Raw genomic sequence first — 22,130 nt, 5'->3', positions numbered from 1 at the left:
GGTCGCCATGCAAGCGACGACGCTCGGGCCGGTCCGCCCGCTGGCGTCGAAATCCCTTAATCGGGGCACGCGCTACCGGACCACATCGTGGACAGACGGACGCTGGTCACCGCGGCGTTGGCCCTCCTTGCGGTGCTCGCGCTCGGCGTCGCCGCCGCGACGCTCGATTCCGCGACGACGAGCGCCGCCGGCGGCTTCGGGGCCGGCACCGCCCCGGACGACGCGGGTATCGGCGCGGACAGCGACGGGGCGATCGACCTCGGCGGCGACGAGCCGACCGGGGAGGCTCGGCTGCAGTTGAGCGTCTGCGTCGAGTTCCTCACTCAACCGGGAGTACAGCTCGCCCTCCTCGGCGGCGTCGGGCTGTTCCTCGCGTCGATGTACCGGACGACGAGATCGTGGTTCATCAGCGGCCTGTTCGTCGCGGCGGCGCTGTTCCCGTTCGGGGTGTTGTACCTCGTGCTCATCTCGTGCGGATCGAACCCGACGGCGGTCGCCCTCGGCGCCACCGAGTCGGCCGTCGAGAACACCTCGCTGCTCCCGGCGGGCGGGGGATCCTCGGGCGCCAACGCCGCCGGCGAGGCGCTCTCGGCGCCGACGGCCCTCGTCGGACTGCTGCTGGTCGTCGCGATCCTCGGGAGCGTCCTCCTGTTGTTCGTCTCCACCGGCGACGACGAGGACGATCTCGCGGGGGAGCCGCCGGAGCCACCCGTCCCCGAGCGCCGGCAGGCGGTCGGCGCCCGGGCGGGGGAGGCCGCCGACAGGCTGGAGTCCGACGCCGATCTCGAGAACGAGGTGTACCGCGCGTGGCGCGAGATGACGGGCGCGCTGGCGGTCGACAACCCCCGGTCGACGACGCCGGCGGAGTTCGCGGCCGCCGCTGTCGACGCCGGAATGGCCCGCGAGGACGTGACCACGCTCACCGAGGTGTTCGAGGCGGTCCGCTACGGCGACGAGCCGGCGACCCCCGACCGCGAACGCGAGGCCGTCGCCGCGCTCCGGCGGATCGAGGAGGCGTACGCCGACGGGGAGCCACCGGACACAGCGGACTCACCGGACGCAGCGGACTCGCCGAAGGCCGACTCCGCTGACGACCGAATTCGCGGAGGTGACGGCGAATGAGGGCCGTCGCCGCGGTCGGCGTCGCGGCCGTCGCGTTCGGCTTCGTGGTCGTCGCACAGCGGGGGCTCGCGGGGCTGTTCGACCTGACGTACGTGTTCGTCACCGGCGCGGGCGTGCTCGCGCTCGTGCAGGGGCTCCGGTACGCCAACGAGGCGCGGACGGCCGAACACCGCGCGATCGAGACGGGCGATCCGGAGGATCGCTACGAGGTACCCGTCCCCGGCGACGCCGACGACGAGCTGCTCACCCGAGGAGGCTTCTCCCGCGCCAGCATCAAGCGCCGCCGGGAGTTCCACCAGCACCTCCGCCGGGTCGCCGAGGAGACGCTGCGCGCCCGCGGCGACTACGCCGACGGCGAGGTCTCGGCCGCCGTCGACGACGGCACTTGGACCGACGATCCCGTCGCCGCGTGGTTCCTCGGCTCGGACGTGCCGCCGCCGCCCGGGGCGCGCCTGCGACGGCTGCTCGGCGCGGACGCGGAGTTCCGCTACGGGGTCGTCCACGCCGTCGACGCGCTGGCGACCGCCAGAGCGGACGCCGGCGGCCTTGCGGTCGACAACGGTGACAGCGTCGCCTCTGACGCCACCGGGGGTGAACGCGCCCGAAGCGTCCCCCGGTACGTCCTCGCCGGCGTCCGCCGAGCGGGTCGTCGCCGGGTCGCCGCCGCCCGCGACGCGCTCGCGGAGGTGCGCCGGTGACGGGCGCCGCCGGCGGTCGAGAGTCGACCGGCGCCAACGGCCGCAACGTCGACCCGCTCGGACAGATCCGTCCGAAGGGCGTCGTGCCCACCGGGCGGTGGACGGGGATGGCCGCGCTGGCGCTCGTGCCCGTCGGGCTCGGCGTCCTGCTGCGCCACCCGCCGCTCGTGCTGGTGGGCGCGCTGGGCGTCGCGTTCGCGGCGTACGCCCGCGGCGACGCCGCGCCCGACCTCGCCGTGACGATCGAGCGCGAGCTGTCGGATCCGACCCCCAATCCGGGCGACGAGGTGACGGTCACGCTGCGCGTCCGCAACGACGGCGACGGTGTGCTCCCGGACCTCCGGGTGGTCGACGGCGTCCCCGCCGCGCTGGCGACGGACGACCCGGCGCGGCTCGGGACCGCGCTTCGGCCGGGGCGGACGGCGACGTTCAGCTACCGCGTGACGGCGATCCGCGGCGCCCACGAGTGGGACCCCGTCCACGTGCTCGCGCGGAACCCGAGCGGATCCAGGGAGCGCGACGCCCGTATCGACGCCGAGGGCGCGACGGCGCTGCGGTGTGCGCCGGAGCTGGAGGCGACCGCGTCGCTTCCGCTGCGCGGACTTACGACCGTCTACTCGGGGCGTGTGCCCACGGACGTCGGGGGCGCCGGGATCGAGTTCCACTCGACGCGGGAGTACCGCCACGGCGACCCTGCAAAGCGGGTAAACTGGGCGCGGTACGCCCGGACGGGCGAGCTGTCGACGCTCGAGTTCCGCGAGGAGCGCGCGGCGACGGTCGTCGTCTGCATCGACGCCCGCGAGGAGGCGTACCTCGCGCCGGACCCCGAGTCGCCCAACGCCGTCGAGCGGAGCGTCGAGGCGGCCGCGCAGGCGGTGCCCGCCCTGCTCGACAGCGGCGACCGGGTCGGCGTCGCGGCGTTCGCCCCCGGGGACTGTCGGCTCGACCCCGGGGTCGGCGACGACCACGCCGCCCGCGCCCGCGAGCTGCTGGCGACACACCCGTCGCTGGCGCCGACGCCGAGCGACGAGCGCTTCCTCCCGACCACGTGGGTGCGTCGCTTCCGGCGGTGGCTCCCCGCGGACGCGCAGGTGCTGTTCTGCACGCCGCTGCCCGACGACTACGCCGCGACGGTCGCCCGACGGCTCGACGCCTACGGCCACGCTGTCACGGTGATCTCACCGGACCCGACGGCGGACGACACGCCGGGGCACCGACTCGCGGGCGTCGAGCGGGCGAACCGCGTCTCGCGGCTCCGCTCGGCGGGGATCCGCGTGCTCGACTGGGGGGAGGCGTCGCTGGCGACCGAACTCGAACGCGCGGACGCGCGGTGGTCGCGATGACGGTCACGCGGAAGCCGCCACGGCTCGGCGTCGCGCTGGCGGCGCTTTCGGCAGCGGTGGGCGCGGCGGCGCTTGGGCTGGTATCCCTGCCAGGCGGCGGCGTCGCGGTCGCGGGCGTCGCGCTCGTCACGATCGGCACGCTGGCGGGGTCGCGTCGCGTGCTCGGCGCGGGCGCGACGGCGCTGGTCGCGGGGGTCCTGTTGGCCGGCGGGCTCTCGAGCGCCGGACCGGGACCGCTCCTGGTCGGCGGGCTCGCGGCGGCGCTGTCGTGGGATCTGGGCGAGCACGCGGTCGGCCTGGGCGAGCAACTCGGGCGCGAGACGGACGCGACCAGAAACGTCGCGACTCACGCCGCCGGTTCCGTCGCCGTCGGCGCCGTCGCCGCGGCGGTGTCGTTCGGCGTCTACGTCGCCGCCGCCGGGGGGCAGCCGGTCGTCGCGCTGGTGTTCCTGCTGGTCGGGGCGATCGCGTTGGTGAGCGCGGTACGGTAACTCGACTGTGTGGCGTTCGCCTGGCTATTCAGCCGCTTCGGCGTCGCTGACAGTCGGAACCTCGATGCGGTCGAGCACCGCCCGGAGCACGTCGACTTTCGCCACGTCGTCGACGCTCGCGTCCGGCGTGAGCACCAGCCGGTGCGCGAGTACCGGAGTCGCGACGCGCTTCACGTCGTCCGGCGTGACGAACGCTCGCCCGTCGAGCGTCGCCGCCGCGCGGGCCGCCTCGAAGAGGCGTTGGGTGCCCCGCGGCGACACCCCGACCGCGACGCGGCGGTCCCCCCGGGTGGCGCGCGTCACGGCGGCCATGTACTCCAGCAGGTCGTCGTGGACGCGGACGGATTCGGGTGCCTCGCGGGCGCCGAGCACCCGCTCCTCGTCGAGCACCGGCTCGACGCTGGGGTCCTGTTCGCCGCGGCCGGCACGCCGGCGCAGGAGTTCGATCTCCCCGTCGAGATCGGGGTAGCCCATCGACGTTTTCACCGTGAACCGGTCGAGCTGTGCCTCCGGAAGCGGGAAGTTGCCGGCCTGCTCGACGGGGTTCTGCGTCGCGATGAGGAAGAACGGCTCCGGCAGCTCGTAGGTGGTACCGTCGACGGTCACCTGCTCCTCTTCCATCGCCTCCAACAGCGCCGCCTGCGTCTTCGGCGGCGCGCGGTTGATCTCGTCGGCGAGGACGACGTTCGCGAAGATCGGTCCCTCGCTGAACTCGAACTCGCCGGTCCCCTCGTCGTAGACGGTGGTGCCGGTCACATCCGACGGAAGGAGGTCGGGGGTGAACTGCACGCGCGAGAACGACAGCCCCAGCGCGGTCGCCATCGACCGCGCGGTGAGCGTCTTGCCCGTGCCGGGCACGTCCTCGATGAGCACGTGCCCGCGGGAGAGCAGGCCGAGGAGGATGTCCTCGAAGAAGGCGTCCTCGGCGACGATGGCGGCGCGGAGGGTGTCGAGCACGTCCGTACAGGCCGCGCTCGCGTCGGGAACGTCCATACCCGGTTGGGGCGTTCGACCGGCAAGAAGCCTCGGGCTTCGGGGAGGCGTGACACACCGTCGATCGAACCGAAACGGTTTACAGGCTGACCACCGGACGTGAAGGTGAGCCGAGGTAGCCTAGCCTGGCCAAGGCGGCAGATTCGAAATCTGCTGTCCATTCGGACTCGGGAGTTCAAATCTCCCCCTCGGCGCTTCTCGCGCGAATGTCTCTGCGAGCGCCCGCTGTGGCGCTCGCACCCGTGAGCAAACCGACATCGCGAGCGAAGTGGCTCCCCGTCGTGCGAAACACTTCGAAAAACGAGAACTCACGAACGTGGGAACCCTCCGGAGACCGCGCTCAGGCGTCTTCGACAGCCGCCAGCAGCTCCTCGTAGTCGGGTTCGTTCGTCGGGTCGTCCGTCTCCCAGACGTACGTCACGTCGCCGGCGTCGTCGATGACGAACACCGCGCGGTTGGCGACGCCGTACAGGCCGAGGTCCGGGATGTCGATCGAGAGGTCGTACGCCTCGATGGCGTCGCCGGCCGTGTCGCTGACGAGGCCGAACTCGAGGTCGTACTCGTCGGCGAACGCGCCCAGGGAGAACGCCGAGTCGGCGCTGACGCCGAACAGCGTCGCGCCGGCGGCGGCGAAGTCGTCGTGGTGCTCCTGGAGCGCCACCATCTCGTTGGAGCACGGCGGCGTGAACGCGCCGGGGAAGAACGCGAGCACGACCGGCCCGTCGCCGAGGTGGTCCGCGAGGTCGAACGTCTCGTGGTCGCTGCCCTTGTACGTCGCGGTGAACGTCGGCGCGGCGTCGCCTTCGGATACCATGTCAACAGAACGTACCGTTTTCCCGGCTACTAAATCCTCTCCGGTTGTGCACGGCCCGGCTCCCGTTCGGACCGTCACTCCCCGCCGTCGGCGTACGCGTCGAGCGTCCCCGGATCGCCGCCGTCGTCGCCGCGGAGGCGTCGCCGTCGCTTGTCGTACGCGCCGTCGAGGTCGAGCAGTTGGCGCTGGCGCGAGACGAGATACGCGTCCACGTCGCTGCGGTCGGCAGGGTGGGCCGCGTGGATCCACACCGGGCGGTCGGCGCCCGTCGAGAGCCCCTCGGCCCACGCCTCCGCGGCGTTACGGTCGCCGAACTCCCGGCGGGCGCCCCCGTACAGCACGGCGTGGCCGACGGCCGCGTTCGCCTTGCGTGCGGACGGCTTCACCTCCACGACGTAGCTCACGCGGGGCGGTTAGGCCGCATCCGATAAATACTCCCGGAGATCCGACGCATCGCCGACGCCGGCGTCAGCGCCGCCGACCTCCTCGCCCGCGATCACAGCAGATGCGAGAAGTTCCACAGGCCGACCGATCCGAACCACGTCGCACAGCCGAGATACACCGTCGCGCGCAGCCCCGGTACGTACCACTCCGGCGTCTCGCCGTCGACGAGACGGTCGATGAGGACCCCGGACTCCGCAAGCAACCCGACCGCGACCATCGTGATCAAGGTGAGTACCGCCATTCCGCCGACTGGACCGAGCCACGCCATCAGCGCCCGCGACAGCGGCACTGACTCGCGCACGGAGTCGGAGAGTCGAAGCACGACCACCGTCGAGACGGCGTCGAGCCCCTTCCCGACGAGCAGCGCCCCAGCCAGTGTTGCTCGACGCATGGCCGGGACGATGTGGTGACCCGACATAACGCTATCCGACCGGGGTGCGGCCCACGTGCCGCCGCAGTTCTCGGGTCCGGCGCGGCCGCTACTCGACGACCTCGACGGTGTCGCCGGGGTCCACGTCATCGGCGGCGCCGGCCGGCAGCTCGATGATCGTGTCGGCGGTGCCCCAGCCGAGCCCGATCCACGGCCGGAGCCGTTTCACCTTCGACACCTCGCCCTCGACGAGCCAGACTGCGTCGATGGCGAACGGGACGAACAGCATGTGGAGGCTCCGTGAGTCCACCTCGTCGAACCGAAACACGAGCGCGTAGTCGTCGGGAACCGACCGACGGAACATCAGCCCCCGCGCTTGCGACCGGAGCGAGTCGGCCAGGTCGACGTCCGTCGCGAGGACGTGCTCGTGCGGCGCCGACGGCGACTCGTCCTCGGGGTCGATGGCCCCGGCCCGGTGAATCACTCGCACGGGGCGTGGTGGACGGCCCGTCGGTATGAACGTATCCGTTTCACCGATCCCGATCCGGCGGTGGTCGCCCGTTCCGTGGCCGCACCCGGGACTCGGTCGGCGGCCGTTGGTCTCGACCAACCGGTTCGCCTATGGCCGTCCGTTGGCAGGTACCGCTACGCGACGAGATCGAACGACTGCGCGGTGAAACGGTGCGTTCGAGAGGGAACTCACCGCGCCACTTATTGCTATGTGGTACGTTACCATACACCGATGCGCCCAGACCCCTACCACACCGGAACGGTGCGCGTCTTCGAGTGCCGGGAGTGCTCGGCGCGTACCGAGGCGGAGCACAGTCCGGGAACCTGTCCCGAATGCGGCGGCGACCTGCAGGACATCAGCGTCCCGCGGGAGTGAGCGTTTTTTGTCGGACCCGACGCGAGGAGTCCCATGGAGCGGACGCCAGACGGGACGCCGGTCGGCGTCGACGACCCGTACGAGTTCGCCGGCCGCTGCGATCACCTCACCGGCGACGGGCGCTGCCGGTTCGCGCTCGACCGCGCGGGCGACGCCCCCGAGTTCGCCGCGAGTCGTCGCCGCGCTGACTACGCCTGCGTCGCCGCCGACGAGGACGCGGACTGGCGTGACTGCCCCCACTACCGGTCGACGACCGACGCCAAGGAGTGCGCGCGGTGTGGGTTGGAGGAGGTCCGCATCGCCCACGACGACCGCCGGCCGCTCGTGGAGGAGCACCACCTCTCGTACGGCGAGGGAACGGGCGACGCGGGCGGCGCCCGAGAACCGGAAGCCGGCGACACGGACCGGAGCACGTCTCACGAGATCACGGTTGGCCTGTGTCGGTGGTGTCACACGAAGGTCCACCGGTCGTTCGCCCGCGTTGACGACGACGCGAGCCCCGACCCCGAGGCGGTCGCCGAACGTGAGAGCCGCCGGAGCGACGAGCTCGGCGAACTGGGGTTCTCGGCCGCCAGCGAACGCTACGGCGACGACGGGTAACGAATACGCACATCCGTGCATCCCTCGGCGAGAAGCGGGCCGTTTTTCACCACGTCCGCGCAACCCTCTGTATGAGCGAGCCGCGCATCGTGGTCATCGACAACCACGGACAGTTCACGCACCTGGAAGGCCGGGCGCTTCGCGACGCGGGGGTCGACACGGAGATCCTCGACAACGACACCGACCCCGCTGATATCGACGCCGACGGACTCGTCCTCTCGGGAGGACCGAGCATGGACCGCGTCGGCCGCTGCGCCGACTACCTCGATCTGGACGTGCCCGTGTTGGGCATCTGCCTGGGGCTGCAGTTCATCGCCGAGGAGTTCGGCGGCCGCGTCGAGTCGGGCGAGTACGGCGGCTACGCCGACGTCGACGTGCGGATCCTCGACGACGACGACCCGCTCGTGGGGTCACTCGCGCCGGAGACACGCACTTGGGCCAGCCACGCCGACGAGGTCGTCGAGGCGCCCGAGGGGTTCACCGTCACCGCCGACAGCGACGTCTGCGGCGTCGAGGCGATGTCCGACACCGACCGCGACCGCTACGGCGTCCAGTGGCATCCCGAGGTGAGCCACACCGAGCGCGGGCAGGAGGTCTTCGAGAACTTCGTCGAGATCTGTCGGTAATCGTCCCGGTCTTCGGGCGGGCTCCACAGCTCCTGTCACGCGCTACCGTCCCGCGCGCCGAGTACGCCTCATTTTTACGTCCCCCACGCGTCCGCCACCGTCAACGTGTATGACTGCGACCCAAAGTAACCTCGCCGGCCTCTCGCGGTTCATCTTCCGCGCGCCGTCGTGGTACACGTCGGTCGCGTTCGCCCTCCTGCTGGCGGCCGTCGCCGGCGTCGGCGCGTTCGAGCGCCCGGAGACGTCGGTCGTGTGGCGCGGCGTGCTGTTCGTCGGGCGCGACGCCTGGGAAGGAGTGTTCTTCATCGGGATCCCGACGATCGTCGCCGGGCTCGCCACCGCCTGGGTCGACCGGCTCGTCGGGGGGAAACTCACGCCGAACCGTTCGTCGTTGCTGGCGCTGGTGTGTGAGGTCGTCATCGTCGCCTTCCTCGCGGTGGGAGCGCTCGTCGCGTACCTGACCCCGCTGGGCCAGCGGTTCGTCTTCGACGTCCTCGTCGTCGCGCTGGCGTCGGTGTTCGCCGTCCGCCTGCTCGTGATCATGGCCGTCTCGCGGTCGTCGCTCCCCGTGGCGGCGGTGCCGGCGAGTATCCAGACCGCCGTCGCGGCGGTGCTGCTGTTCGTCTACAGCGGCACGCTCCGCCTGCTCGAAGTAGGTGGCCCCCTGCTCGATACGTTCCTCATGCCGTACCTCGCCCGACCGGAGGAGGCGCCGCCGGAGCTGTCCGCCATCAGTCCGGACCACTTCCTCGTGCTCGGGCTGACGTGCGCCCTGTACGCGGGCGCGGTGTGGACGTTCCTCTACGTCGTGGACCGTCCGTGGCGCAACACGCTCGGCGTCTCGGTGCTCGATTTCCTTCAGGGATTCATCGGTCACGTCGCCGAGGGGACCCGCGAGTTGGAGGACTTCTTCGAGCAGTTGGGCGAGGAGGCGGTCGTCCCCGTCACCGTCCTCGCGTTCCGCACGCCCGACGGCGAGGAGAAGGCGCGCTGGGTGCTGCCGATGATCCACCCCGGCCCGATGGGGGAGATCGGCGGCGGCAACCTCCCGGCCCGTGTCGCCGCCGCGACCGACGGGCTCGCGTTCCCGCCGCACGCGACCGCCGGACACGACTTCAACCTCGTCACCGAGCGCGAGGTCGACACCGTCGTCGAGGCGGCCGGCCGCGCTCACGAGCGGCTCACCTACTCGCCCGAGGCGACCGAAAGCATCCGCACGACGTCCGGCGAGGCGTCGCTGTTGGGACAGGCCTTCGACGACGACGCCCTGCTCGTCTCGACGTTCGCGCCCGGCTTCGCGGACGACGTGGAGTACGCCGTCGGGCTCTCGACGGCCGCGGAAGCGCGCACAGAAGGGCTCGACGACGTGCTGCTCGTGGACGCTCACAACTCCAATGACGGCCTCGAGGGCCCGGATCTGGGCCACGTGACGCCGGGGTCGACGCGGTCGTTCGACATGATGCAGGCGGCGCGCCGTGCCGGCGAGCAGCTCGCGGTCGCACCGCGGGGCGACCTCTCGGTGGGCGTCGCCTGGGAGCGAACCGAGTGGACTCCCGAGGAGGGGATCGGCCCGCTCGGGGTCCGCGCGATGGTGGCCGACGTCGACGCGGACGGCGACGGAGACGACGACGCGCAGACCACCGCCTACGTGCTCGTCGACGGCAACAACATGGAGCCCGGCCTCCGCGGTCACGTGGTCGACGCGGTCGTCGACGCGGTCGACGCCGATGAAGCGGAGGTGATGACGACCGACACACACATCGTCAACACCGTGGAGGCCGACAACCAGGTCGGCGCCGCTATCGATCGGGACGCGCTCACAGACGTGGTCGTGGACGTAGTCACCCGGGCCGCCGCGGACATCGAACCGGTCGAGGCGGGAATGGCCACCGAGCACGCCGAGGTGACGATATTCGGCAACGACCGGACCGAGTCGCTCGCGAGCCACGCCAACGCCGCCGTCTCGATGGGCGGCGCGCTGGCGGCGGCAGTCATCCTCGCGTCGCTGGCCATCTCGATGCTGCTGTTCTTCGTTACCGGCGCGTGAGGGTCATCCGTTCGGTACCGATTCGGCCCCGAACTCACGCCTCGCGCGTCACTCCTGCAGCGTCTCGACGACGGATCCGATCTCGTTCGTCTGCTCCTCGACGGCGGCGGCGATCTCGTCGGCCTCGTCGGCGATCACGTCCGCGTCCTCGGCGGCACCCTCGACCATCGCGGACACCTCCTCGGCGGAGGCGGCCTGCTCGTCGGTCGCGCGGGCGACCTCGCTGACGCCCGCGGACGCCTCCGAGACGGTATCGGCGATATCCCCGAGATGGTCCATCGCTTCCGCGGTTCGTGAGACGCCCTCGTCGATGCGCTCGTTGCTCCCCTCGATCTCGTCGACGACCTCGCTCATCTCGGATTTGATCTCGTCGACGGTCTCCTCGACGGCCTCGGCCTCCTCTTGGGAGTCCTCGGCGAGGCTTTTCACCTCGTCCGCGACGACGGCGAAGCCGTCGCCCTCCGCGCCTGCGCGAGCGGCCTCGATATTGGCGTTGAGCGCGAGCAGGTTCGTCTGCTCGGCGATGTCGTCGATCACGTCGACGAACTCGTCGATGTCCTCGATCCGCCTGCCGATCCGCTCGATCCCGTCGGTCATCGATTCGGCCGCGTCGGCGACCGCCCGGATCGCGTTCATCGCCTCCTCGGCGGAGTCCTCACCTCGTTCGGCGGCCGTCTCGGCGTCGTCGGCCGCCGCGGCGACCTGTTCGGCCGAGGAGGCCACCTCCTCGATCGCCGCCGAGAGGTTCGTCATCTCGTCGCTGACGGTCCGCATGTCGTCGGACTGCTCGTCGGCCAGGCCGGCGATCTCGCTCGTCGACACCGCGACCTGCTGGGACGCCGCTTGCAGCCCCGTGAGCGCGTCGGCGGCGTCCTCGTTCATCTCCTCGGCATCCGCATCGATCTCGTCGCCGAGATCGACGTCGATGTCGTCCACGTCGTCGGGTTCGGTGGTTGCCATACTGGTGTGCCAGCTCGGAGGCAAATAATATTCCGCGTGAAATTACTATTATCTATAATCACTACCGCTCGTGCTTTTCTCGATTCACGGGCACTCTCGTTCCCGAATAGCTCACTCGGCAGCCGTCAGGGGATACGATCGGGTGGGAAGCCATCGGCCGCGTCGAGGCACCGCCCTCCGGCGTCCACGACTGCGCCGTCGCAGCCGACGTGCGTGAGATCCACAGGATCGATCCCCAGCGCGTCGGCGACGCGCTCGAACGCCCGTCGGTCCGGCTTGCGCCACCCGCAGGCGACGCTCGTCACGACCGCGTCGAAGTCATCGCGCGACAGGGCCGAGCGCACGAGAACGCGGCCGACCAGTTCGGGCACCGCACAGTTCGCGAGGAGTCCGACCGGCCCGGTATCACGTGCGCGGGCGACCGCGTCCTCCGCCCCGTCGTGGGTGCGAACTGCCGGGTCGAACGCGGCGACGACGGCCCGGCGGGCGGCGTTGCCGGGCGCGTCGACGCCGCGAGATGCGAGCGCCCGGCTCACGTGTGCCGGCAGCGGTACCTCCGCACCAGCAGGCGCATCGACGTGCGTCTCGCGATAGGCGTTCGCCCAGTCGTCGGGCACGTCGACGCCGCGGTCTCGGAGTTCATCGCCGACGGCTTTGGCCGGGTCATTGGGGAGGTCTGCGTCGACGAGTGTACCGAAGAGGGCGAACGAGACGGCGCTCACGCATATCGCTGCCTGCGGCGTCGATATGAATCCATCGAGGCCGGATCGGCGATTCGATATCGCGGTTCTCGGTATATGCGCGATCGCGAGCCCCGGCCCAGTGGGGTTCGATATCGTCGTGACGGAGCCGAAAACCGGCGGTTCCGTGCCGCTCGAGCCGGTCGCTAGCGGATGACGTTCGATTCGAGGTCGCGGGGGAAGTAGGTGAGCCACTCGGTGCCGCTCTCGGTGATCGCGATGGTGTCGGAGTGACGGTAGCCGTACTCGTCGGTGTAGATCCCCGGTTCGATGGTGTAGATCTGGCCCGGAGCCATCACCTCGTCGCCGTCGTCCACGTGCTCGTACTCGTCCCATCCGCGGTCGATGTACGGCGGCTCGTGGCCCCCGAGACCGATGTTGTGCCCGACGTGGTGCTGGGCGGTGTCCTCGATCCCCTGTTCGAGGAAGTAGTCGTGGACGGCCTCGTCGACACCGGCGATCGACTGGCCGGGGCCGAGCGCGTCGATGGCGATGTCCTGCGCCTCCAGCATCAACTCGAAGTAGTGGACCTGCTCGTCGCTCGGCTCGCCGACGAACATCGTGCGCTCCAGCTCCGAGTGGTAGCCGTCGACGTTCGCCGACGCACCCGTGATCAACACGTCCCCCTCCGAGAGCCGTTCGTTCGGAGTATGGCCGTGCGGGAGGGCGGTCTCCGAGCCGGAGATGTAGCCCGCATGGACGGGACCGCTCCCCCGTGTGCGCACCGCGTAGCGATCCCCGAGCGTGTCGAGCATCGCGCGCGAGGCGTCGGTCGTGGCCTTCTGGCTCACCGTCACCGGATGTGCGCCGACCTCGGTGTAGTCCGCGAGGTACCGATGCGCGAGGTTCGCCCACTTGGCGGATTCGCGCACGAGGTCGACCTCCGCGTCCGTCTTCTCCCAGCGCATGCGGTCGACCCACGACTGCGTCTCCACCTCGACGAACTCCGAGAGCGCGGGGCCCTCGTAGCCCATCACGCCGGGCGCGCCGTCGGCGTCGGAGACGACCGAGTCGACGCCCATCCCCTCCAGCATCGCGGCGGCTGTCTCGATCGGCTTCCCCTGCGGGTAGTCGAAGTAGTGATGGACGGCGTCGATCCGGGGGTACGGCTCCACGCGTTCGACCTCCAGGCGCGGGACCGTGATCTCCATCCCGTCCGCTGTCACCGCGAGGACGACCGGCCGCTCGGTCTGGATGTGATGGAAACCCGAGAGGTACTCGATGCTCGTCGCGTCGAAGAACGTCGCCGCGTCCGCGTCGGTGTCCGCGAGCCGCCCGCGCACCTCCGCGAGTCGCGCGTCGAACTCCGATTCGGGGAGTTTCGTCGCCATAGCAGCGGAGTTCGCCGCTCGCGGGATAAGCCTCGGGGAAGCGGCGCCGGGTGGTGCTGTGTCGTTCGATCTCGGAGATAAACTAGCTACTGCTATACGAAATCACCGTCTCGCCGTGAGTTACGCGACCCCGTCGTCGGCGTCGATGCCGCCGAGTTCGGGCGCGTCGTCGTCGCCGCGGGCCTCACGGAGTTTGCCGACCGCGACGGCGACGACGTAGATCGCGACGGCAACGAGGACGATGACGCCGCCGGCCGTGGCTTCGCCGTAGTAGGAGAACCCGATGCCGAGCAGGACGGCCAGCTCGGCGAGGACGACCGAGACCAGCAGCGACTCCGTGAAGCTGCGCGACACCTGCGTCGCGCCCGCGACGGGAACGACGAGCATCGCGGCGACGAGGATGACGCCCATGATCTGCATCGCGCCGACGACCACCAGCGCCGTGAGCATCACCATCACGCGGTTGTACCAGTTCACGGGGATACCCGAGACCTCGGCGGCCGTCTCGTCGAAGGTGACGTACAGCAGTTGGTTTCGCGTGAGCCCGACCGTGGCGACGATGATCGCGAACAGCACGAGGAGGATGGCGGCGTTCTCCGCCGACACCGTCGAGAGGTTGCCGAACAGGTACTGATTGATCCCGACCGCGAGCCCGCCGGCGTTGAGGCTGATAAGCACGGTCCCGAGCGCGAACCCGGTCGAGAGCACGATCGCCATCGACACGTCGTTGTAGGCGTCGGTCACCTCCGAGATCACCTCGATCAGGAGCGCCGCAAGTACCGCGACCACGACGGCGGTGAGGTACGGTGAGACGCCGAGGTTCAACACGCCGTTGAGGAACAGGCCGACGGCGACGCCCGCGAACGCGGTGTGCGCGAGCGCGTCGCCGATGAGCGCCAGCTGTCGGTGAACGAGAAACGTCCCGATGAGCGGCGCCATCACACCGATACACAGTCCGACAAGGATCGCGCGGTGCATGAAGCCGTACTGGAGCAATTCCAGCCCGGTGGCCTCGCCGAACGCGCCCAGCAACACCGACCACAGGTCGAGCAGGTAGTAGATCGGCGCGAGAACCGGATCGAGCGCGCTCCCGTCGGACTGCAGGAGGGCCGCCGCCGGCGACGCGGCTGAGGAGTCCACGACGTCCGTGGCGAGTACCCCGGCAGCCCCGGTCGGGAGCGTCATGGATCACCGCCAAGGACGCCGGCGGCGGCACCGAACGCCCGTGTGAGGGCGTCGCTCGTGACGAACTCGTCGGTCGGCCCGTCGAAGTACACCTCACGGTTGAGACAGACGACGCGGTCGGCGTGGTCGACGACGGCGCCGAGGTCGTGCTCGATGAGCAGGACGGTGATGCCGTCGTCGTTGAGCGCTTCGAGCAGGTCGTAGAACGCCTCCACCGACTCGGCGTCGACGCCGACGGTCGGCTCGTCGAGCACGAGTAGGTCGGCCTCGCCCGCCAACGCCCGGGCGATGAACGCCCGTTGGCGCTGCCCGCCCGAGAGCTTCGTGATCCGGCGGTCCGCGAACGCGCTCATGCCGACCGTCGCCAGCGCCTCGTCGACGACGGCCCAGTCGTCGGCCGAGAGCCGCCCGAAGCCGACGTGCGCGAACCGGCCCATCTTCACCACCTCGCGGACGGTGATCGGCATCTCCTTGGCGGCGCTGGCGTGCTGGGAGACGTAGCCGATGCGTTCGCCGTCGTCGAAGGCGTGGGCCGGCTCGCCGAACAGTCGGGCCTCGCCCTCGTCCGGACGGAGGAGGCCGAGCATGAGCTTCATGAGCGTCGACTTCCCCGACCCGTTCGGGCCGACGACGGCGACGTACTCCCCGGCGTCGATGGTTACGTCGATATCCGTGACCACCGGCGCGGCGGTGTATCCGAACGTCACGTCGGATACCTCGATCACCGTGTAACCCTCGGCGTCAGCATCCGATATCCCCTGCCCGTTGCGCTCGGCGGCGACGCTGTCGATGTCTGCACGGCTCATTCGAAGTTCCTCCACTCCTCGTTCCACCCGTCGTAGCCGGCCTCCTCGGGCGGTGTGTTCCCGAGGACGACCTCGAAGGTGGGCATGTTGATGTTGTCCGCGATCTGCTCGTAGCCCCACTCGTTCTCGACCCAGTCCTCACGCACGCCGGCGTACGGAGTCACCGGGTAGTACGCCTCCACCGAGGTCTCCGCGAGCAGCTGCTTCGCGGGGCGGCGCGTCTCGAAGACGCCCGCGCCGATGTAGCGGATGTCGTTCTCGTCGATGACGCGCTTGGCCTCGGTGATGTCGGACGGCTTCACGTCGCCGCTGGCGGCGAGGTTGACGACGAGCGGGCGCATCTGCACCCCGTAGCGGTCGGCGATGTACTGGAAGGCGTTGTGGGCGGCCAGTTGGACCACGTCGCGGTCGGCGGCGTCGAAGATCGCCTCGTAGTCGGCGTCGATCCGGTCCAGAACCTCCGTCTTGTACGTCTCGGCGTTGTCGCGGAGGCTGTCCTCGTGGTCGGGCGCAAGCTCGACGAGCCCCTCGGCGATATTGTCGACGGCGGCCTTCGCGCGCCGCGGGTCGAGCCAGAAGTGGGGGTCGTTCCCGCGCCCCTCGCCGACGCCCTCCTCGTCTCGGTCGAGGCTGTCGGCCAGCGGGACGAGCTCGATCCCCTCGCGAGCGTTGATGAGCTGTGTGTCCACGTCGTCGTCTCGCAGCGTCTGAATGGCGCGATCGGCCCACGGCTGGAAGTCCTCGCCGACGTGGATGAACGCGTCGGCGTCGACGATGTCGCGGGTGACGCTCGCGTCCGGATCCCAGCCGTGGCCGTGCAGCCCGGTGGGAACGAGGTTCCGAACCGTGATCGGCGTGTTCGCCGCCACCTTCCGCGCGAAGTCGTAGAAGCTGAAGAAGGAGGCGACGACCGTCGGGCCGTCGTCGCCGTCGCCGCCGTCGCGACCGCCGGTGTCGCCGCTTCCCGCCGCGTCGCCCAGACAGCCGGCGAGCCCCGCCGCGGCGAGGCCGCCGCCCCCCGCGAGGAACCGCCGTCTGGTTGTTCCCGGCGAACCCGCCGGGTCGCGTGTGTCGGTCATACTCACTCGTACAGGGGCGACCGAACTGTATAGTTGTTGCGACCAAAAGAAAAGATTAGACCAGTCTAATTTACCGCCGGGCGTGGACGTCCTCCGCCACGTACTCCTCGTACACGTCGCGGACGGCGCCGTGGAGCCGGTGGGGGAGCGGATCGAGATCCGCGGCGGCGACGTGTAAGACGGCTGGGATCGCGCCACCGACGACACCCGACCTGATGGTCGTCCCCGCATCGCGAGAACGCCACACGCGACGGGCACGCGACCGTCTTACGCGTGTGGAAGGGTTCTCACACGTGCCGAGGAATCCGGACGGATCCGTGGGATAGATTGATATGTATCCTGTGAAAACACGGTGCGCATGAGCAAGATAACCTTCCGCGCGGACGCGGACCTCGTCGACCGCCTCGAGGAGCTCGAGGGGTCGAAAAGCGAGGTCATGCGGGAGGCGCTCCGCGAGTACCTCGACGCCGCGGAGGGGCGGACCCACGCCGACGCCGCCGATGCCTCCGACGCGGATACGCACGGTTTGACGGGGGCGGCCGCCGACACCGCCGGGTCCATCGACGACGCGCTCGCGGCTCGCGTCGACGAACTGGTGACGGCCCGGCTCGACGAGGAGTTCGGGGAGCGCCGTCGCGGCGACGACGCAGCCGCCGGCAGAGCGTGTCCGTTTGGCGTTCCGGGCGCAGCCGGCGATCGCGTTCCGTCGGTGAACCTCACGGTAAACGTCGATGGCGCGGGCGCCGCGGTCGACCCGTCCGCGGACGCGTCACAACCCGCACCCGCGGACGCAGAACCCACGGCGACCGAGGAGGAGCCCGCGACCGCGGGATCGCGCTCGGCGGACGCCGCCTCCGCCGCGTCGGACGCGGGCGAACGAAGCTGCGCGCAGTGCGGCGAGGACGTGTCCGACGATCACGTTTTCTGCCCCAACTGCGGCGAGAAGGCGACGCGACGCCTGTTCTGTGAGTGCGGCGACGAGGTCCGCTCCGACTGGGGATTCTGCCCGGGATGCGGCCGTCGGACGCCGGCCGCCGACGTGCTCGACGCGCCGTAAGACGGACCGTCGGCTCGGCCGCCTTCACCGGCCGGCGTAAGACAAGTTGACGGTATCGGTCATACAACCGCCGATATATTTATATACAAACGGTATGTTGGTAGTGCTGCGTAAGACGACCTGTCTTACACGGCGTCGGAGCGGGGAAACTCCGACTGCCGACGTGAGGCCACGCATGTGCGTGTCGTCGTCTTACCGGGGGAATACAACAATGGAGCGTGTGACACTACGAATCCCGAAACAGCAGATCGAGGAGGTCGAACAGATGGTCGAAACGGGGGAGTTCCCGAATCGCAGCGAGGCGATTCGGTCCGCCGTCCGCGACATGCTCAACGAGCAAACCGACACGTCCGGCGAGCGCACGCGCGGCGAGCGCAGTAAGCGCAGCTGGGCCAAGGTGTAAACATGCAGGATATCGTTCAGGACGCGCTTGCGAACGCGGAAGCCGAACAGCGCGACATGTCGGCGGTCGCCGACGACGACGACGAGTTCGGGGAGCCCCGGATCGTCATCGTCGGCGCGGGCGGCGCGGGCAACAACACGATCAACCGGCTGTACAACATCGGCGTCGACGGCGCCGAGACGGTCGCGATCAACACCGACAAGCAGCACCTCAAGATGATCGAGGCCGACACGAAGATCCTCGTCGGCAAGTCCCTGACCAACGGGCTCGGCGCGGGCGGCGACCCCTCGATGGGCGAGCGCGCCACCGAGATGGCCCAGGGCACGATCAAGGAGGTGCTCGGCGACGCGGACCTCGTGTTCGTCACCGCCGGCATGGGCGGCGGGACGGGTACCGGCGCGGCGCCGGTCGTCTCGAAGATCGCCAAAGAGCAGGGCGCCATCGTCGTCGGCATGGTGTCGACGCCGTTCAACGTCGAGCGCGCCCGTACGGTGAAGGCCGAGGAGGGGCTCGAGGAGCTCCGTAACGAGGCCGACTCGATCATCGTCCTCGACAACAACCGCCTCCTCGATTACGTCCCCAACCTGCCGATCGGGAAGGCGTTCTCGGTGATGGACCAGATCATCGCCGAGACCGTGAAGGGCATCTCGGAGACGATCACCCAGCCGTCCCTGATCAATCTGGACTACGCGGACATGTCCACGATCATGAATCAGGGCGGCGTCGCGGTGATGCTCGTCGGCGAGACCCAGGACAAGAACAAGACCCAGGAGGTTGTCAACGACGCGATGAACCACCCGCTGCTGGACGTGGACTACCGCGGCGCGTCGGGCGGCCTCGTCCACATCACCGGCGGCCCGGACCTCACGCTGAAGGAGGCCGAGGGTATCGCCGACAACATCACCGAGCGCCTCGAGGCGAGCGCGAACGTGATCTGGGGCGCCCGCATCCAGGAAGAGTACAAGGGGAAAGTCCGCGTCATGGCCATCATGACCGGCGTCCAGAGCGCGCAGGTGCTCGGCCCGAGCACGCAGAAGCAGGCCGACAAGTCGCGTCAGAGCATCGAGGGCGGGGAAGCCTCGGAACTCGACTTCGACGCGAAGGCCAACGCGGAGGGCGGTAACGGCCAGGAGGCCGCTTGGCAGTCCGACGGCGGCCGTGAGGAGTCGACCGAGCGGAGCAACGGTCTCGACGTCATCCGCTGACGGCGACGTCGACGCGTCCGAGGTGCGGCCGGCGGCAGCGCGACCCGATCGACGGGACGGCAACAGGACCGACTCGGAACACCCGGTTACCGGACCGACACCGCAGACTCTCCGTTTTCACGCCGTTTCAGTCGCTTCCGGCAGAGATGAGAGACGGCTCTCCGTTTTTGGCCGTATAACGGCGTTTACGCGGAGGTATCGATCACGCCGCCTCGATCGCGTCGACCAGCTCGCACTTGCGACACACGTCGCGGGCGGTCTTCGATCCGCAGCGCTCGCACGGCGACAGGTCCGGGCCGTCGCCGTCGTCGTCGCGGTACTCGTCGGCGAGCACGCCGGACAGTTCCTCGTAGCCGGCCATGATCGAGTGGCGGACGCCCGGGTGGCGCTCCTCCATGTCGAGCAGGAGCTGCTGGATCTCCCCGCGGTACGCCTCGCTGGCGTGCGGGCACTCGGCCATGTGCGAGGGAAGGTCCCGGAGGTGACAGTACAGCGCGACCTCCTTTTCGGGCACGTCGCGCAGGGGCTTCGCCCGCGGAACGAAGTGGTCGCTCTCGCGGCGCTCGGGGAACGGGCCGATGGAGGCGTCGAAGTGCTTCGCCATCTGGGCCACGTCGCCCTCGAGGAAGTTCATCAGCGCCGTCTGCGCCTCGTCGTCGAGGTTGTGGCCCGTGAGGAGCTTGTCGGCGCCCAAGTCCTCGGCGTACGTCTCCAGCAGGTCGCGGCGGAACACGCCGCAGTAGGCGCAGGCGGCCATGTTCTCCGGGTCGTCCTCGACCACGTCGTCCATGCGGACGCCGAGTTCCTCCTCGTAGCTCACCACCTCGTGCGGCATCTCCAGATCGGCCGTCAGCTCCTCGCAGGCGACGAGCGACTCGTCGCGATACCCCTCGATCCCCTCGTGGATCGAGAGGGCGATCAGCTCGATCCGCGGGTCCTCGGCGAAGGTCTCGTCGAGGATCGTCGCGAGGACGACGCTGTCTTTCCCGCCGGAGAGGCCGATGACCCAGCGTTCGGGGTCCTCGGGCGTCGCGTCGTCGGGGAGCAGGTCGTCCTCGCGGACGCGACGGCGGACGCGCCGCTCGACCGACTCCAGAAAGTGCGACTCACAGAGGTGTGCTCCCGAGTAGGCGGCGTGCATCACCGCGTCGGCGCCGCACCTGTCGCAGTCCATTACCGGCGAGTTGCGGCGGCGCGGGCATACCCGTTTCGCACGGGCGGCGGTCGCGACGGTCGTGGGGCGAGCGTCGACCGTCCCCATCCCCGTCCCCGTCCCGACGCGACGCGTAAGACGCTTCACCGGCGCGCGCCGACCCGATGACATGGAGCGCGAGGCGGCCCTCGACCGGGTGGAGGCGATCATCGACGCCGTCGACGAGGGCCCGATGCCGGTGCCCGTCCGCGAGGTGTGGGTGTACGGCGACGTGGCGCTCGGGCTCGACCCGATCGAACGGCTGGACGTGTACGTGACAAAGGACCTGCTCATGCGGAGCGACGACCCTGACGCCGCCGCGGAGTTCGAGCGATCCCACGGCGTGAACGGCGTCGGGAAATCGGTCTCCGCCGAGTGGGCACGCGAGTACCCCGAGCTTCTCCGTGCCAACGACAACGGCTACGCCGCGCCCGAGAAGTGCCTCGCGGCGCACCTCCTGCCCGACGACGAGCCGATCCACCTGGAGGTGTGTAACGCGCCGTTCGACCGGAACGTCAGACAGCGCCTGCAGAGCGCGCTCGACCGCGGCGCCCACGAGCAGGTGCTCGACCCCCGCGGCGTGCAGTTGTACGGCGAGGGCCAGCGCGCCGCGGAGACGATGGCGAAACTCCGGAACGGCGAGCTCCCGTTCCCGACATTGTCGGGCGCGCTGGAGATGCTCGGCGTCGACGAGGATGAGGCGACGGATATCGCCGAGGCGATGGCGTCGTACCGCGAGCGGCAGGAGGGCGCGACGGTCCGCGGCGACGTGGTGTAAGACGGACATCGCCGCCGCGACGCGGCGCCTCAGACACGTCCCACCGTCACGTCGAACGGCACCGTCTCGACGCGCTCGTACTCGCGCGCTTGCGCCTGCCGTGCGGCCTCCCGCCCCATCTCGCGCCACTCGCGCCTGAGTTCGTCGTAGCCGTCTCCGTTCCCGCCCTTGTCTCCGTTCCCGCTCTCGCCGTCACCGTCGAGCGCTCGGCGGAGCTCCGTCTCGTGGTCGGCGAGGCCGGCGCCGCTTGCTTTCCTGGTGATATCCGTGAGGTCCGCCTCGGAGTACGGCGGATCGACGCGCTTCTCGTGGCGGTAGCGTCGCGACTCGACGGCGGAGAGGCCGGCCTCGTTGAACACCGCGCGCACGCGGTCGCCCATCGCCACGTCCGTCTCGACGCCCGCGATGTACGCCTCGCGGACGCGCGCCTCCAGCGACGCCTCGGCGTCGACGGTCGAGGTAACCTCGACGTCGGCGTTTTCGGGCTCGACGGCCGCGACCAACTCCGAGGAGACGCGCGCGAACTCCCGCACCGCCGCCGCGGGCTCGGGGAGGTTGATCAGGAGGGCCTGACAGACGACGAGGTCGAACGCGTCGTCCGGAAACGGGAGGCGGGTCGCGTCGCCGGCGCAGTATGCGATCCGATCGTCGCGGTCCGCGACCGGGTCGGCGTCCTGTGCGGCCGCGAGCAGGTCCGTGTCGGCGTCGACGCCGACGACCGTCGCGTCGGGGGCTTCCTCGGCCAGCACGCGGGTGAGTTCGCCCGTCCCACACCCCACGTCGAGGATCCGGCATCGATCGTCGAGATCGAGTGGCGCGAGCGCCTCGCGCGACTCCCACATCCCGCGGCGCGTGCGTTCGAGGTAGTCCGCGGTGAAGCGACGCATCGGCTGTTCGTCCGTTGCTGACGGGCCGGCGGTGATAAGTCGGGGGATCGATACCGCGGTCGCCGGCGGGATT

The 22,130-nt window shown here is 70.0% G+C and carries 25 protein-coding genes and 1 tRNA gene; 13 read left to right on the top strand and 13 right to left on the bottom strand.

Annotated elements, in window-relative coordinates; all coding sequences use genetic code 11:
• Positions 1–87: 87 nt before the first annotated feature.
• Genes ABJD39_RS05300 through ABJD39_RS05285 form a run of 4 tightly spaced genes read left to right on the top strand, consistent with a single transcriptional unit; the run spans position 88 to position 3,654 of the window.
• On the top strand, positions 88–1,122 hold the full coding sequence (locus ABJD39_RS05300) for a DUF4129 domain-containing protein (protein WP_348612810.1): 1,035 nt from the start codon (positions 88–90) through the stop codon (positions 1,120–1,122).
• Positions 1,119–1,820 (top strand): DUF7269 family protein, encoded by a 702-nt coding sequence (locus tag ABJD39_RS05295; protein WP_348612808.1) that lies wholly within the window; start codon positions 1,119–1,121, stop codon positions 1,818–1,820. Before ABJD39_RS05300 ends, ABJD39_RS05295 begins: the two co-directional genes overlap by 4 nt.
• The gene (locus ABJD39_RS05290; protein ID WP_431357870.1) at positions 1,817–3,163 is read left to right on the top strand and encodes a DUF58 domain-containing protein; all 1,347 of its coding nucleotides are present in this window, start codon (positions 1,817–1,819) and stop codon (positions 3,161–3,163) included. Before ABJD39_RS05295 ends, ABJD39_RS05290 begins: the two co-directional genes overlap by 4 nt.
• Entirely contained in the window at positions 3,160–3,654 is a 495-nt protein-coding gene (locus ABJD39_RS05285; protein WP_348612806.1) for a DUF7519 family protein, read from the top strand. The genes ABJD39_RS05290 and ABJD39_RS05285 overlap by 4 nt, the downstream gene beginning before the upstream one ends.
• A gap of 24 nt (positions 3,655–3,678) precedes the next feature.
• On the opposite strand, the gene ABJD39_RS05280 is transcribed toward ABJD39_RS05285, so the two are convergent.
• Entirely contained in the window at positions 3,679–4,647 is a 969-nt protein-coding gene (locus ABJD39_RS05280) for an AAA family ATPase (protein WP_348612804.1), read from the bottom strand.
• 109 nt (positions 4,648–4,756) lie between these two features.
• Here ABJD39_RS05280 and ABJD39_RS05275 point away from each other — a divergent pair.
• Positions 4,757–4,841 (top strand) — tRNA-Ser (locus ABJD39_RS05275).
• Between the two features lie 146 nt (positions 4,842–4,987).
• Here the strand turns inward: ABJD39_RS05275 and ABJD39_RS05270 are convergent.
• The 4 genes from ABJD39_RS05270 to ABJD39_RS05255 all read right to left on the bottom strand — a co-directional run bounded on the left by ABJD39_RS05270 (position 4,988) and on the right by ABJD39_RS05255 (position 6,765).
• The gene (locus tag ABJD39_RS05270; RefSeq protein WP_348612802.1) at positions 4,988–5,461 is read right to left on the bottom strand and encodes a redoxin domain-containing protein; all 474 of its coding nucleotides are present in this window, start codon (positions 5,459–5,461) and stop codon (positions 4,988–4,990) included.
• Positions 5,462–5,535: 74 nt separating this feature from the next.
• The gene (locus ABJD39_RS05265; RefSeq protein ID WP_348612800.1) at positions 5,536–5,865 is read right to left on the bottom strand and encodes a hypothetical protein; all 330 of its coding nucleotides are present in this window, start codon (positions 5,863–5,865) and stop codon (positions 5,536–5,538) included.
• 92 nt (positions 5,866–5,957) lie between these two features.
• Positions 5,958–6,296, bottom strand: a complete 339-nt coding sequence (locus ABJD39_RS05260; RefSeq protein WP_348612798.1) for a hypothetical protein — start codon at positions 6,294–6,296, stop codon at positions 5,958–5,960.
• Positions 6,297–6,384: 88 nt separating this feature from the next.
• Entirely contained in the window at positions 6,385–6,765 is a 381-nt protein-coding gene (locus ABJD39_RS05255; RefSeq protein ID WP_431357869.1) for a DUF192 domain-containing protein, read from the bottom strand.
• A 252-nt stretch (positions 6,766–7,017) separates the two neighbouring features.
• Here ABJD39_RS05255 and ABJD39_RS05250 point away from each other — a divergent pair, with 252 nt between their 5' ends.
• From ABJD39_RS05250 to ABJD39_RS05235, 4 genes are all read left to right on the top strand, one after another.
• Positions 7,018–7,161: a rubrerythrin-like domain-containing protein gene (locus ABJD39_RS05250; RefSeq protein ID WP_348612796.1), complete on the top strand. Its 144-nt coding sequence runs from the start codon at positions 7,018–7,020 to the stop codon at positions 7,159–7,161.
• Positions 7,162–7,194: 33 nt separating this feature from the next.
• Positions 7,195–7,761, top strand: a complete 567-nt coding sequence (locus tag ABJD39_RS05245; protein ID WP_348612794.1) for a DUF7097 family protein — start codon at positions 7,195–7,197, stop codon at positions 7,759–7,761.
• A gap of 71 nt (positions 7,762–7,832) precedes the next feature.
• On the top strand, positions 7,833–8,387 hold the full coding sequence (locus tag ABJD39_RS05240) for a GMP synthase subunit A (RefSeq protein ID WP_348612792.1): 555 nt from the start codon (positions 7,833–7,835) through the stop codon (positions 8,385–8,387).
• A 109-nt stretch (positions 8,388–8,496) separates the two neighbouring features.
• Entirely contained in the window at positions 8,497–10,434 is a 1,938-nt protein-coding gene (locus ABJD39_RS05235; protein WP_348612790.1) for a DUF2070 family protein, read from the top strand.
• A 48-nt stretch (positions 10,435–10,482) separates the two neighbouring features.
• Here ABJD39_RS05235 and ABJD39_RS05230 read toward each other — a convergent pair whose 3' ends face one another.
• The 6 genes from ABJD39_RS05230 to ABJD39_RS05205 all read right to left on the bottom strand — a co-directional run bounded on the left by ABJD39_RS05230 (position 10,483) and on the right by ABJD39_RS05205 (position 16,535).
• A complete protein-coding gene (locus ABJD39_RS05230; protein WP_348612788.1) occupies positions 10,483–11,394 on the bottom strand; it encodes a methyl-accepting chemotaxis protein in 912 nt (303 codons plus the stop codon).
• Between the two features lie 125 nt (positions 11,395–11,519).
• Positions 11,520–12,116, bottom strand: a complete 597-nt coding sequence (locus tag ABJD39_RS05225) for an HAD family hydrolase (RefSeq protein ID WP_348612786.1) — start codon at positions 12,114–12,116, stop codon at positions 11,520–11,522.
• A gap of 164 nt (positions 12,117–12,280) precedes the next feature.
• A complete protein-coding gene (locus tag ABJD39_RS05220; RefSeq protein WP_348612784.1) occupies positions 12,281–13,465 on the bottom strand; it encodes a M24 family metallopeptidase in 1,185 nt (394 codons plus the stop codon).
• A gap of 120 nt (positions 13,466–13,585) precedes the next feature.
• Positions 13,586–14,650, bottom strand: a complete 1,065-nt coding sequence (locus ABJD39_RS05215; protein ID WP_348612782.1) for a metal ABC transporter permease — start codon at positions 14,648–14,650, stop codon at positions 13,586–13,588.
• The gene (locus tag ABJD39_RS05210) at positions 14,647–15,456 is read right to left on the bottom strand and encodes a metal ABC transporter ATP-binding protein (protein ID WP_348612780.1); all 810 of its coding nucleotides are present in this window, start codon (positions 15,454–15,456) and stop codon (positions 14,647–14,649) included. Before ABJD39_RS05210 ends, ABJD39_RS05215 begins: the two co-directional genes overlap by 4 nt.
• Positions 15,453–16,535, bottom strand: coding sequence for a metal ABC transporter substrate-binding protein (locus ABJD39_RS05205; RefSeq protein ID WP_348612778.1), 1,083 nt, complete (start codon positions 16,533–16,535; stop codon positions 15,453–15,455). The genes ABJD39_RS05210 and ABJD39_RS05205 overlap by 4 nt, the downstream gene beginning before the upstream one ends.
• A gap of 358 nt (positions 16,536–16,893) precedes the next feature.
• Between ABJD39_RS05205 and ABJD39_RS05200 the strand changes: the two genes are divergently transcribed.
• The 3 genes from ABJD39_RS05200 to ftsZ all read left to right on the top strand — a co-directional run bounded on the left by ABJD39_RS05200 (position 16,894) and on the right by ftsZ (position 19,200).
• On the top strand, positions 16,894–17,592 hold the full coding sequence (locus ABJD39_RS05200) for a double zinc ribbon domain-containing protein (RefSeq protein WP_348612776.1): 699 nt from the start codon (positions 16,894–16,896) through the stop codon (positions 17,590–17,592).
• A 211-nt stretch (positions 17,593–17,803) separates the two neighbouring features.
• Positions 17,804–17,995, top strand: coding sequence for a ribbon-helix-helix domain-containing protein (locus ABJD39_RS05195; RefSeq protein ID WP_348612774.1), 192 nt, complete (start codon positions 17,804–17,806; stop codon positions 17,993–17,995).
• 2 nt (positions 17,996–17,997) lie between these two features.
• A complete protein-coding gene (gene ftsZ / locus ABJD39_RS05190) occupies positions 17,998–19,200 on the top strand; it encodes a cell division protein FtsZ (RefSeq protein WP_348612772.1) in 1,203 nt (400 codons plus the stop codon).
• Positions 19,201–19,402: 202 nt separating this feature from the next.
• On the opposite strand, the gene ncsA is transcribed toward ftsZ, so the two are convergent.
• Positions 19,403–20,374 (bottom strand): tRNA 2-thiolation protein NcsA, encoded by a 972-nt coding sequence (gene ncsA, locus ABJD39_RS05185; RefSeq protein WP_348612770.1) that lies wholly within the window; start codon positions 20,372–20,374, stop codon positions 19,403–19,405.
• 148 nt (positions 20,375–20,522) lie between these two features.
• Here ncsA and ABJD39_RS05180 point away from each other — a divergent pair, with 148 nt between their 5' ends.
• The gene (locus tag ABJD39_RS05180) at positions 20,523–21,170 is read left to right on the top strand and encodes a DUF7095 family protein (protein WP_348612768.1); all 648 of its coding nucleotides are present in this window, start codon (positions 20,523–20,525) and stop codon (positions 21,168–21,170) included.
• A gap of 29 nt (positions 21,171–21,199) precedes the next feature.
• Here ABJD39_RS05180 and ABJD39_RS05175 read toward each other — a convergent pair whose 3' ends face one another.
• Positions 21,200–22,057, bottom strand: coding sequence for a class I SAM-dependent methyltransferase (locus ABJD39_RS05175; protein WP_348612766.1), 858 nt, complete (start codon positions 22,055–22,057; stop codon positions 21,200–21,202).
• Positions 22,058–22,130: the final 73 nt, after the last annotated feature.

It is taken from the genome of Halobaculum rarum, from assembly GCF_040025155.1.
Lineage (GTDB): Archaea > Halobacteriota > Halobacteria > Halobacteriales > Haloferacaceae > Halobaculum > Halobaculum rarum.
Note: the sequence above shows the minus strand (reverse complement) of the source record. Positions and strands in the feature narration are given on the sequence as shown.

Coding starts and splice junctions, on each gene's coding strand:
- ABJD39_RS05205 (WP_348612778.1), bottom strand. CDS start 16,535: ATGACCGACACACGCGACCCGGCGGGTTCGCCGGGAACAACCAGACGG.
- ABJD39_RS05200 (WP_348612776.1), top strand. CDS start 16,894: ATGAGCAAGATAACCTTCCGCGCGGACGCGGACCTCGTCGACCGCCTC.
- ABJD39_RS05180 (WP_348612768.1), top strand. CDS start 20,523: ATGGAGCGCGAGGCGGCCCTCGACCGGGTGGAGGCGATCATCGACGCC.
- ftsZ (WP_348612772.1), top strand. CDS start 17,998: ATGCAGGATATCGTTCAGGACGCGCTTGCGAACGCGGAAGCCGAACAG.
- ABJD39_RS05195 (WP_348612774.1), top strand. CDS start 17,804: ATGGAGCGTGTGACACTACGAATCCCGAAACAGCAGATCGAGGAGGTC.
- ABJD39_RS05245 (WP_348612794.1), top strand. CDS start 7,195: ATGGAGCGGACGCCAGACGGGACGCCGGTCGGCGTCGACGACCCGTAC.
- ABJD39_RS05215 (WP_348612782.1), bottom strand. CDS start 14,650: ATGACGCTCCCGACCGGGGCTGCCGGGGTACTCGCCACGGACGTCGTG.
- ABJD39_RS05230 (WP_348612788.1), bottom strand. CDS start 11,394: ATGGCAACCACCGAACCCGACGACGTGGACGACATCGACGTCGATCTC.
- ABJD39_RS05280 (WP_348612804.1), bottom strand. CDS start 4,647: ATGGACGTTCCCGACGCGAGCGCGGCCTGTACGGACGTGCTCGACACC.
- ncsA (WP_348612770.1), bottom strand. CDS start 20,374: ATGGACTGCGACAGGTGCGGCGCCGACGCGGTGATGCACGCCGCCTAC.
- ABJD39_RS05295 (WP_348612808.1), top strand. CDS start 1,119: ATGAGGGCCGTCGCCGCGGTCGGCGTCGCGGCCGTCGCGTTCGGCTTC.
- ABJD39_RS05250 (WP_348612796.1), top strand. CDS start 7,018: ATGCGCCCAGACCCCTACCACACCGGAACGGTGCGCGTCTTCGAGTGC.
- ABJD39_RS05220 (WP_348612784.1), bottom strand. CDS start 13,465: ATGGCGACGAAACTCCCCGAATCGGAGTTCGACGCGCGACTCGCGGAG.
- ABJD39_RS05175 (WP_348612766.1), bottom strand. CDS start 22,057: ATGCGTCGCTTCACCGCGGACTACCTCGAACGCACGCGCCGCGGGATG.
- ABJD39_RS05285 (WP_348612806.1), top strand. CDS start 3,160: ATGACGGTCACGCGGAAGCCGCCACGGCTCGGCGTCGCGCTGGCGGCG.
- ABJD39_RS05270 (WP_348612802.1), bottom strand. CDS start 5,461: ATGGTATCCGAAGGCGACGCCGCGCCGACGTTCACCGCGACGTACAAG.
- ABJD39_RS05240 (WP_348612792.1), top strand. CDS start 7,833: ATGAGCGAGCCGCGCATCGTGGTCATCGACAACCACGGACAGTTCACG.
- ABJD39_RS05235 (WP_348612790.1), top strand. CDS start 8,497: ATGACTGCGACCCAAAGTAACCTCGCCGGCCTCTCGCGGTTCATCTTC.
- ABJD39_RS05210 (WP_348612780.1), bottom strand. CDS start 15,456: ATGAGCCGTGCAGACATCGACAGCGTCGCCGCCGAGCGCAACGGGCAG.
- ABJD39_RS05260 (WP_348612798.1), bottom strand. CDS start 6,296: ATGCGTCGAGCAACACTGGCTGGGGCGCTGCTCGTCGGGAAGGGGCTC.